Annotated in this window: 5 protein-coding genes; all 5 read right to left on the bottom strand. The window is 63.5% G+C overall.

Annotated elements, in window-relative coordinates; genetic code table 11:
- Positions 1-1209, bottom strand: a 1209-nt coding sequence (locus AC1P6P_RS00375) for a mannitol dehydrogenase family protein (protein ID WP_481400450.1), incomplete at its 3' end; no start/stop codon positions are given.
- A 231-nt stretch (positions 1210-1440) separates the two neighbouring features.
- A complete protein-coding gene (locus AC1P6P_RS00370) occupies positions 1441-4785 on the bottom strand; it encodes a TonB-dependent receptor (protein ID WP_481400449.1) in 3345 nt (1114 codons plus the stop codon).
- 460 nt (positions 4786-5245) lie between these two features.
- Complete coding sequence (locus tag AC1P6P_RS00365; RefSeq protein ID WP_481400448.1) at positions 5246-7423, bottom strand: alpha-glucuronidase family glycosyl hydrolase; 2178 nt, start codon at positions 7421-7423, stop codon at positions 5246-5248.
- A 19-nt stretch (positions 7424-7442) separates the two neighbouring features.
- Positions 7443-9632, bottom strand: coding sequence for an alpha-glucuronidase family glycosyl hydrolase (locus tag AC1P6P_RS00360; RefSeq protein ID WP_481400447.1), 2190 nt, complete (start codon positions 9630-9632; stop codon positions 7443-7445).
- 13 nt (positions 9633-9645) lie between these two features.
- Positions 9646-10917 carry a serine hydrolase domain-containing protein gene (locus AC1P6P_RS00355; RefSeq protein WP_481400446.1) on the bottom strand — a complete coding sequence of 424 codons (1272 nt, stop codon included), beginning with the start codon at positions 10915-10917 and terminating at the stop codon, positions 9646-9648.
- Between the last annotated feature and the right edge of the window lie 181 nt (positions 10918-11098).

Below are 11098 nucleotides of genomic sequence, written 5' to 3'. Positions count from 1 at the left end.
CCGCTTGATCGACCGGCCGCCCTTCAGGGCGTCGATCAGCGAGCCGATGATGCGGTAAGGCAGCTTCTGCGAGCCGTCGGAGGCGATCTGGATCAGCTTGTGGGTCAGCGCCGGATTGCGGAAGCGGTCCAAGAGATCGCTGATATAGGCGTTGAAATTGAGGCCCGGCGTCTGGTGCAGGGTCGGCACGATGTCTTCGCGCATCATCAGTTCGACGGCATGGGCAAGCTTGGCATCGGCCATCGCTTCACCGACCGACTCGCGGCCGCGCATCAGACCGGCATACGCCAGGGTCGAATGGGCGCCGTTGAGCAGGCGCAACTTGGCGAATTCGTAGGCGGCGACGTCCTTGGTCATCATCACGCCGACCGAAGCCAGGTCCGGGGCGCCTTCGCCGAGGGCATCTTCCACCACCCACTGCAGGAAGGCTTCGCGCTGCACCGGCGCCTCGCAGCGCAGGCCGGTTTCGCGTTCGATGCGCTCGATCAGTTCGGGCGTCGCCGCCGGCGTGATCGAATCGACCATGGTCGAGGGGAAGCGGACGTTGTCGACGATCCAGGCCAGCAGATCCTTGTCGCCGCGCGCTTCGGCGAATTTCAGCACCGCGCCGTGCAGCTTGTGGCCGTTCATCACCATATTATCGCAGGAGACCGGCACGAACGGCACCATGCCGGCGCCTTTGCGGCGGGCGAGGCCTTCGGTGATCCAGCCGATCAGCGTGCCGGGCGTGGTGGGGTGTTCGAGATCGGCCTTGACCGCCGGATTGTCGAGATCGAGTTCGCCCTTGCCGTCGAGGTAATAGCCCTTTTCGGTGACCGTGGAGGTGACCAGCTTGACGGCGGGATCGAGAAGGCGGGCGAAGATCGCATCGGCCTGGCCGTGCGCCTTGAGGTATTCCGTATGCGAACCAACGACGCGATAGTGGATGGTCGCGTCGAGTTCGGCGACCATGTAGAGGTTGTCCTGCACACGCGCGTTTTCCATCAGGCCCGACGGCATCAGCTCGGCGCCCGAGATCGCCCAGCGCGGATCCCTGGCTAACAGCGAATCGAAATAGCAGGCCTGGTGGCCGCGATGAAACGCGCCCGGGCCGAAATGCACAATGCCGATGCTCGTCTTGCTGCGGTCGTATTTGGGCAGCACGACGCCCGGTTTGGCGTGGGACAGCGTTTGGGTCGAGAGGCGGGGTGCGGGTGCGGTCGTGTTCATGGGCGCGCCTTTTACACTAGCCGGCATCGTTCCGGCCATGGAAATCACAAGCGGCGTGGTGCCGCTAACAAAATACGCGAAGACAGCGCTGTCGTACCGATCGGGAGCGCCACAGCCGGCCTTCAAACAAAAGCGGCGCACCCCGGAAAGGATGCGCCGCAAATGCCCAGTCAAGTACCCCAGCCATCCGGGTCACGACGCGACTAGATGGCTGAGGCAGGGAGGCCGCGATTAAAACGAACCGCGAATGCCGAACAGGAAGGTCTGTCCCTTGATGTAGTAGTTGTGGAGCGAGCTGCCGTACTGGTCGTAGCTGCGCTGCTTGGAGTTGAACAGGTTCTGGATGTTGAAGGTGAGCTCCGGATCGCTCGCAACTTCGCCAACCAGGCGGGAGAGCTTGACGCTGGACGAGAAGTCCGCCTGGCCATACGGCGCGGCGAACAGGTAGGCGCCCGCCGGGCAACCGCCCGACGACGAACCGGCCGGCAAGCACAGGCTCTGCTGGTTCGAACCGGTCGCGTACGCGCGATCGTTCCAAACGTACGACATGCGGACCATCACGCCGTTGTCTTCGTAGTAGCCCGTCACGTTGTAGGTGAACGGAGCAACGCCGGTCGCAAAGGTCGGCACCGAGCCGGTCGACTTCTGGTCGATGATCGTCATGTTGGCGGTCAGACCGAAGCCCTTCACGCCGAGGTACTGATCGGTCAGGAAGTCGAGCGGCTGGACGTAGTCGAGTTCCAAACCGTTGATGATTTCGAGACCCGCAGCGTTGATCTGCTCGCTGACCGTGACAGTGGTGTTCGCCACAGTCGCGTCGGTCGCCGTCGTCTTCACGCAACCGGCCGTGCGGCCGCACAGGTTGGTCTGCTGGGTGTCGGACAGCGACGCCCAGTTGATGGCAAACTGCGACAACCACGAGAACGGCTGGGTCACGTTGGAGCTGACCGTAAAGCCGGAGATCGACTTCCGGAACGCGTCAACCGCAAAGTAGCCTTCGCCACCGGTGTAGTATTCAAACCCGAGGTCGATGTTGTTCGAGAAGTAGGGCTTCAGACCCGGGTTGCCGATGCTGACGCTCTGGGCGTTCAGGTCGGAGAAGTTCACAACCGAGATCATCTGCGCCGGGTTCGGACGGCTCATGGTACGGGAAATCGATCCACGCACCTGGAAGTCATCGGCGATCGAGTACACCAAGCTGATCGACGGCAGGAAAGCCTGATAGGTGTGCTTGGCTGCGCCGTACTTGTAGTAGCTCGGATACTTGCCGCCGTCCTGCAGATCGTCGGCCGTGCCGCTGATGCCGTCTGCGCCGTAGTTGCGCGGATCGGTATAGACGGTCGGCGAGAAGATCGTCTGGTGCGTTTCGCTCCAGCGCAGGCCGACATTGTACTTCAGGGCGCGTTCACCGATGTTGAACTTGCCGTCGATCTGAGCGTACAGGCCCCAATCCTTTTCATCGAACGCGCCGGACGTGCCGCCGGTGTTCGATGCCGTGGTGAAGGGATAGGTCGGATTACAATGGACGTTGTTGCAGGTGTTCTTGATCGCCCACTGGTCCAGAGCATTGTAGTTCGCCGCCGCCATGAATTTCGGGAAGTTGACGGTGACGAAGCCGGTCGGGCCGGCCTGCAGGTAGTTGGCAAGCTGGCTGGTCGGGATCAGCGAGCCCGAGAACGACAGCGGGGCAAAGCCCGTGCTGTAACCCGTGCCGTAACCCGGATAGGTCGGGACGGTGCCGATCGGCGCGGACGAGCCGTTGCAGCCCGGCAGGGCAGTGTTACCCGGCAGGTAGACGTTCGGGTTGCCGCCGCAGACCGCGTTCTGCCACTGCGTCGACGCATCGATCGCGACGATGTCACGATAGATTTCGTCGTACGCCGCACCAGCGCTGACCTTGAACACGTCGGCGCCGTAGCTGGCGTCGATGTGGGCGCCATTGGTGTAGGTGTAGCGCTTTTCGTCCTGCAGATTGACGCGTCCGTTGTACCAAACGAAATTGGCCGGGTTGTTGAGGTCAAGGTTCGACGACTCGGTCGGGTACTGCTGGCCCGGCAGGTTGCTGAACGTGATGACGTTGCCGCCGGCCGGCGGCGTGCAATTCGGCGCACCGTTGCTCGGGGCCTGGTTCTGACAGGTCAGGACCAGCACGGTCGGGGAATCGCGCAGGAAGTGGCTGCGGCTCGCGTTGACCTGGGCTTCGATGTGCAGCATGTCGGTGACATCCCACGACATGCCCGGGTTGAAGCTGAAGAAGTCGCCCTTTTCCTTGTACGGACGGGCTTCGAGGAAGTAGCCGCCGCCGTAGAAGGTCGCGCTGGTCACCGCGCCGCCGGCGCCGCCGGTGCCGTTGAGCCAGTCAGACGCCAGCGTCATGCCGGCGGGGAACATCGCCTGGTTGCCAACGCCACCACGCACGCCCCAGTCCATGTCGGAGCGGTTGATGTTGTTGAAGGTGCGGCCGAAGACGAAGTCGAGATAGAAGTGCAGGTTTTCGGTCGGACGGTATTCACCGCTGATCACCGCATTGAAGTGATCGCGCGTACCCGACTGGAACATCGCACGGCCAAGACGCGGCAGCAGCGCGTTGGAGAGCTGGACGGCAGTCATGCCCGGATTGAGCGCGAGATAGTCGGCCTGCGCCATCGTGTAGTTGGCGGGGAAGTAGTTCTTGCCGCCGCTGGAGTAAGGCGTCGCGCCGCCCGTGAGCGCATAGCCGGACGGAATCGGAACCAGCACAGCCGGGATCGCCGGGCTGCCGGTGACGGCCGGAATGCTGCCCGGGAGCGGCCAAGACTTGGTACCGAAGGACGAGCAGCCGCTGGCGGTGGTGCACTGGTTGGCCTGTTCGCTCGGGCCAACCCAGCCGGCGTTGCCGTCTTCCCAGCCCTTGACCATGATCGGGTTCTGCGTGCCCGAAATGCCGATCAACAGACCGAAGGGGCCTTCCGTGTCGCTGACGATCAGCGTGCCACGCTTGCCGAACGCGCCGGAGGTCGATTCGTTGGTGCCCTGCATGTTGTAGGACAGATGGAAGCCGGGGTGGTCGAACGCGCGCTGGGTGCGCATGTTGATGACGCCGGCCGCGCCGCCTTCGAGCTGAGTGGCCTGCGGGCTCTTCGACACCGACAACTGCGTGAACAGTTCACCAGGGAACATGTTCAAGTCGACTTCGCGGTTGTTGTTGGTCGAGTCGGTGGCGCCGGTCGAGGCAACCGCGACCGCCGTGTTGTTCATCGTGATACGGGTGAAGTTCGTGCCCAGACCGCGGATCGAGACGTTCACACCTTCGCCATCGGTATCACGGCTGATGGTCACGCCCGGGATGCGGTTCAGAGCTTCGGCAACGTTGGTATCAGGGAACTTGCCGATGTCTTCGGCGAACACCGCGTCGGTGAAGCCGACGGCGGAGCGCTTAAAACCGGTCGATTCGGTCAAGCTGGCGCGGTAGCCGGTGACCGTCACCGTTTCCATGGAGTCTTGGGCGACGGCCGGAGCCGACGCAATCAGCAGGCCCACGCCTGCCAGAACCGTCGTACCGAGCAAAACGGCACGATTACTCACTGTCGATTTCATTCTGTTCCTCCCCTTTGGGCGTCGTCGTATTTTGGGTTCGAAAGGACCCGATCGCCGGACTTGATGAGCCTCGATTGAGTGCTGAGAATGCTCCCCTCATTGGCCGCGCAAGCCGGCTTTGGTCTAAGCCGAGTATGTTAGCGGTAACACAGACTAGGATTATGCCTCGCCCTATGCACCGTCAAGGCAACAAACCACAGAACACTTACGAATGCTTTTGTGTGTTGCTGCGATAACACCAACGGAAACGATGCAATATACATGCAAAATGATGCCGCAAGCGTCAATTATGTGCTTAGTAAATGATGGAATTGTTCTAACATGCAGCTTAAACCATAGCACGCGTTGTGAATTTTGTTACCGGTATCGCTCGTAAAAACATTAGGGCGAAACCATGACGCCGAAGCGACAGGTACAAAAAATGTGCGGCAATTCCCATAACTTAGGGCCGCCGGACGGTTCAATCGGCGCGGAACGGCGAGGCAGTCTGTCCCGGCGCGCCGGGCACAAACCGAATTTTCTGCGCTTTATACCAATCCAGTGTGTGTTGGGGCATCGGAACACCTACTGGTAGTGCGCGGCCCGTCAGGGATTGGAAATAGGCGATCGAGGCGTCGCGCCAGATCACGGCGCTGTCGTATTGCATCGCCAGATGGTCGGCGGTCAGCTGCCAGCGCTCGGCATCAATGTAGGGTTTCATCGTCGCCCACGTCGCCTGCATGGCGGCGACCTGATCGACGCCGCGCGCGTAATGCAGAACGAGTTCGTCCCACAGCGTCTTTCCCGAAGCCATGCGGAAGTCCCATGGCACATGGTGGAACCAGAGCAATAACGCTTCCGGCGTTTTCGTAGCATCGGCGAAGCTGTCGGACAGCGGCGCGCGATACTGCGCCACCGCATTGGAGCCGGTAGCGGTGCGGTCGACGCCGATGCCGTCGTGATCGGCGCGGGCGTAATAGACCGGATTCCAGTCGGGACGGCCGGCGTCGGCGATCCAGGGACCGGGCCCATAATGATGCCCGGTCGCCATCTGGTGGGCGAGCCCCAGCGGGGTCATGTAGTTTACCGCCGCTTCGCGCGATCCCATCATCATGTCGACCACCGGCTTGGTGAAGGTAGGGTTGGAGGTGAAGGTCATGCGCACCCACTCCTCGGCAAGCGCGCGGGCGTCGGCGTTGGGGTTCCAGCTCAGGCGGCCGACCGCGTACCAGTTGGCCTGATCGAAGATCGAACCCGACCAGTTGCGCGCGGTGCCGACATTGGAGACGCCGGCGACGAGGCTGAGCTTGTTCCCGAACAGTTCGCCGTCCACCGCACGCGCGACCGTCGAGCCCGGGCCCTTGGCGTAGGTGTCGGACTGCAGCACCTCCTGCCACAGGGTGCCGAGATAGACGAGGTGGATGTTGAACCCGAGATATTCCTTGGTCGCCTGCAACTCGAGGCCGGCCGGGGTTTTCTCGAGACCGCCGAATAAGGGGCTGAACGGCTCGCGCGGCTGGAAATCGAGCGGCCCGTTCTTGATCTGGATTACGACATTGTCGGCGAACTGGCCGTCGAGCGGCTTGAACTCGTTATACGCCTGCTTGACGCGGTCCTCGGGCCCCGGCGCGTAGACGAAGGCGCGCCAGATCACGATGCCGCCATGCGGGGCCAGTGCCGCGGCCATCATATTGGCGCCGTCGGCGTGGCTGCGGCCGAAATCCTGCGGCCCCGGCTGGCCTTCCGAATTGGCTTTCACCAGAAAGCCGCCGAAGTCGGGAATGAGGCGGTAGATCTCGTCGGCCTTGGCCTTCCACCAGGCGCGCACGCCAGGGTCGAGCGGATCGCCGGTCTTGAGGCCGCCGAGTTCCTGCGGGCACGAGAACCGCGCCGACAGATAGACCTTGATGCCATAGGGGCGCAGCAAATCGGCGAGCGCGGCGGCCTTCTTCAGCCACGGCTCGGTCAGGCTGACCGCGGTGGTAAGACCGGACGGATTGGTCAGCACCACGCCGTTGATGCCGAGCGAGGCTTCGGCGCGGGCGTAATCGGTGAGCTGGGGATCGACATGGCCGGGCAGTTCGAACCAGTTGAAGATCGAAAAGCCGGAATAGCCGCGCTCCATGGTGCGGTCGAGATTGTCCCAGTGATCGATCATCCGCAGCTTGATTTTGGGCGCCTCCACAACATCGAGCCGGTCGAGCGATTGGCCGGTCTGGACAAGGCGCAGCAAGGCGAAGGCGCCGTGCAGCACCCCGACGTCGCTGTTGCCGGCGATGACGATCAGCTTCCTGCCCTTCACCGTCGCGGTGCGGAGGACGAAGCCTTCGCTGCCGGCCCGCGCGAGCGGCAGCTTGAGACTCGCAATGGTCGGCGAATCCGTGGGGGTGCCGAACAGAATGGTGCCCGACGCGCGCACCGTATCGCCGACGGCGATCTTTTTCCCGAGCAGCCCGGAAAGCCCGCGCGTCAGCTCGGCGGCGGTGATCTCGGCGGTCGGCGAATGGGCCGCGGTGACGATGGCGCGGCCGAAGCCGTGGGTGGCGGCGACCGCCGGTTTATCGAGCGCGTCATAGCGCAGCCACAAGCGATAGCCATCGTCGGCTCGCGCCGGCCACAGCGTTACCGCGGCGCACAGCGCGAGCAAGGTCCACTTCATCGCCCCTCCTCCTGCTTCGTCAGTGTTGGGCATCCTCCACTGGCGGCGGCTTGATCTTCTTGCCTGGCGCACCCTGCCCCGGCGCATACGGCCACGACAATTCCTTGTAGTACGACAGGCTGTGCGCCGGCGCCGGCACTCCCACCGGCAGCGGCAGGCCCGAAACGCTCTGGAAATAGGCCACCGACGCATCGCGCCACAGCTTGGCGTCGCGTTCCTGGATGAGGAAATCGTCGGCAGTGATCTGGAAGCGCTCGGCATCGACGAATGGCTTCAGCTTCGCCCATGTCGCCGCCATCGCGCCGACCTTGGCCTCGCCGTCGCCGTAGCGGGTGACGAGTTCGTCCCACAAGGTGCGGCCCGAGGCGACGCGATAGCTCCACGGCAGATGGTGGAACCACAGAAGCAGGTTTTCCGGCGTGGTGGCGACGCCGGTGAACTTCTGCGCCACCGGCGGGAAATACTGTGCCACCGCGTTGGAGCCGGTGGGCGTGCGGTCGAAGCCGATGCCGTCGGCCTTGGCGCCGTTATAGGTGACCGGATTCCAGTCGGCGCGACCGGCATTGTCGATCCACGGTCCCGGCCCGTAATGGCCCGAGGTGCCCATCTGATGGGCGAGCCCGAGCGGCGTCATGTAATCGACCGTGGTCTCGCGCGAACCCATCATCAGCGCGACCACCGGCTGTTCGAACGCCGGATTGGCAGTGAAGGTCATCTTGACCCAATCGGCGGCGATGTCGCTGGCCTTGGCATCGGGGTCCCAGGCAAGGCGGCCGAAGGCATACCAGTTGGCCTGATCGAAGATCGAGCCGCACCAGTTGCGGTCGGCGCCGATGTTGGAGACGCCAGCCATCAGGGTCAGCTTATTGCCGAACAGCGAACCGTCGATCACCTTGGCGACGGTCGAGCCGGGGCCTTTGGCATAGGTGTCGGCTTCGAGCGCTTCCTGCCACATCGTCCCGAGATAGACGAGATGGGTGTTGAAGCCGAGATATTCCTTGGTGACCTGCACTTCCAGGCCCGTATTGGTGGCCGGCGTCGCCCCGAACAGGGCGCTGAAGGGTTCGCGCGGCTGGAAATCGAGCGGCCCGTTCTTGACCTGCAGGATCACATTGGCGGCGAACTTGCCGTCAAACGGCTTGAACTCGGAATACGCCTGCTTGATGCGGTCGTCGGGCACTTCGTGGCTGTAGACGAAGGCGCGCCAGATCACGACACCGCCGTGCGGGGCAAGCGCCTCGGCCAGCATATTGGCGCCATCGACGTGGCTGCGACCGTAATCCTGGGGCCCCGGCTGGCCCTCGGAATTGGCCTTTACTAGAAAGCCGCCGAAGTCCGGAATGGCGTTGTAGATTTCGTCGGCCTTGTTCTTCCACCAGGCGCGCACCGCCGGATCGAGCGGGTCGGCGGTGGGAAGCCGGCCGACTTCCATCGGTGCCGAGAACCGCGCCACCAGATAAACCTTGATGCCATAGGGGCGGAAAGTGTCGGCCAGCGCGGCGACCTTGGCGATGTAATCGCGCGTCAGGATCAGCGCCGAAGCGTTGACGTTGATCACCACGGCGCCGTTGATGCCGACCGAGGCATTGGCGCGGGCGTAATCGACGAGGCGCGGCGAGACGTGCTCAGGTAGCGTCCACCAGTTGAAGATCGAGCCGCCGGCAAAGCCGCGCTCGACGGTGCCGTCGAGATTGTCCCAATGATTGAGCAGGCGCAGCTTCACCTTCGGCGCCGACGCGATATCGAGATGATCGGCGGCGCTGCGGGTCTGCAGAATCTTCAAAAAGCGGAAGGCGCCATAGAGCGCGCCGACATCGGTGTTGCCGGCGATGACGGTGATCTTCCTGCCTTTCGCGGTCACGCTTTTGATGACGTAGCCTTCGGGGCCGAGGTTCGTCAGCGGCAGGTTGAGGCCGGCGATGGTCTTCGAATTGGCCGGCGTGCCGAACAAGACCGCGCCGTTGCCGCGCACGGTGTTGCCGGCCGCGATCTTCTTGACGAGCAGGCCGGACAGCCCGCGGGTGAGTTCGTCGGTCGTGACATGGGCGGTCGCCGAATGGCTGGCACTGACGACTTCGGTGGCGACAGCGCGATAGCGGGTCTGATCCTGCTTCTCGAGCGGGCGATAGCGCAGCCACAGATCATAGCCGTCTTCCGCATGCGCGGCGGACATCACGGCGCACAGCGCAACCAGCGGCAACAGTCTCATCTCAATCCTCGTATTATTTGGGCGGCAGCGCCGACGGATCGACACCTTGATAGACCGCATCGCGAAAAGCCTTATGGGCCGGGACTTTCCCGAACGGCTGATATTGCGTGAAGAAAACGGCGGTGAGCTTGTTCTTGGGATCGACCCAGAACAGCGTGTAACAGGCGCCATCCCAGAAGAACTCGCCGACTGCGCCGGAGGGGCTGTCATGCGTCGCCGGCGGCACGGTGCGGACGGCAAAATCGATGCCGAAGCCGACCTCGCCCTTCGACGGCAGCCACGAGCGGTCGGTCACCGCCGGATCGAGCACGCTGGTACTCATCAGCTTGATGGTGGCCGGTTTCAGGATGCGCACGCCGTCGAGCTCGCCGCCGTTGACCAGCATGCGGGCGAAGCGGGTGTAATCGTCGAGCGTCGAAGTCAGGCCGAAGCCGCCCGGCATCATCGCCCAGTGGCCGGTGTTGAGCTCGATCGACTTGTCGTTCTGTTTGCGCGTGAAGCTGCCGTCGTCGTGGCGTTCGTAGATGGCGGCGAGACGGGCGCGCTTTTCCGGCGGCACGTAGAATCCGGTGTCGGCCATGCCGAGCGGGGTCAGGATTTTCTCCTGCACATACTGGGCGAACGGCTTGCCGGAAAGGCGCTGCACCAAGAGCGCCTGGACATCGACGCCGAAACTGTAGCGCCATTTTTCGCCCGGCTGGTATTCGAGCGGCAGGCTGCCGAGGACACGCGCGAAATCGTCGAGCGAATGGGTCAGCGCCAAAGGATCGGCGGCGTCGCACGCCGCTTTCAGTTCGGGCAGATTGTCCTTGCTGCAATAGGTCAGCCCGGCGGTGTGGCGCATCACGTCGCGGATCGTCATCTGCCGGTTCGGCGCCACCAGGAGCGGCGCGCCGGCGGCATCGACGCCGGCATAGACCTTCACGTTCGCCAGTTCGGGAATGTATTTGGCGACCGGATCGTCGAGACGGAACTTGCCCGCTTCCCACAGCGTCATCAGCGCCACGCCGGTGACCGGCTTGGTCATCGAGTAGATCGACACGATGGTGTCGCGCGCCATCGGATGGGCGGCTTCGCGATCGGCAGCCCCGAAGGCGCCGAAATAGGTCTCCTTGCCGTTCTGGGTCACCAGCGCCGAGACCCCGACCAGCTGGCCGCTGTCGGCATAGCCCTTCAACAGCGCAGTCAGCCGCGCCGGATCGACGACGCCGGTCGGCGCTTGCAGCGAGGCACAACCCGACAGCGCCACCAGCGCCGCCGCGGCCAATAGGATTTGTGCGCGCATCCGGTCAGGCCGCCGGATGGATGTAAGGCGCCCGATACGGCCGGGCCAAGCGCTTCTCGGCTTCCGCGTCGCCGATCACATGGCTGCCGTCCCAACGGATCGGGCGGCCGAGGTCCATGGCGAGATTGGCCAGGATGACGCTGGAGGTCGAAATATAACCCTCTTCGATGTCGGCGACCGG

It is taken from the genome of Rhizomicrobium sp. (genome assembly GCF_056722145.1).
The sequence above is the reverse complement of the archived record's forward strand: the minus strand, read 5'-3'. Positions and strand labels throughout refer to the sequence as shown.

Coding starts and splice junctions, on each gene's coding strand:
- AC1P6P_RS00360 (WP_481400447.1), bottom strand. CDS start 9,632: ATGAGACTGTTGCCGCTGGTTGCGCTGTGCGCCGTGATGTCCGCCGCG.
- AC1P6P_RS00355 (WP_481400446.1), bottom strand. CDS start 10,917: ATGCGCGCACAAATCCTATTGGCCGCGGCGGCGCTGGTGGCGCTGTCG.
- AC1P6P_RS00370 (WP_481400449.1), bottom strand. CDS start 4,785: ATGAAATCGACAGTGAGTAATCGTGCCGTTTTGCTCGGTACGACGGTT.
- AC1P6P_RS00365 (WP_481400448.1), bottom strand. CDS start 7,423: ATGAAGTGGACCTTGCTCGCGCTGTGCGCCGCGGTAACGCTGTGGCCG.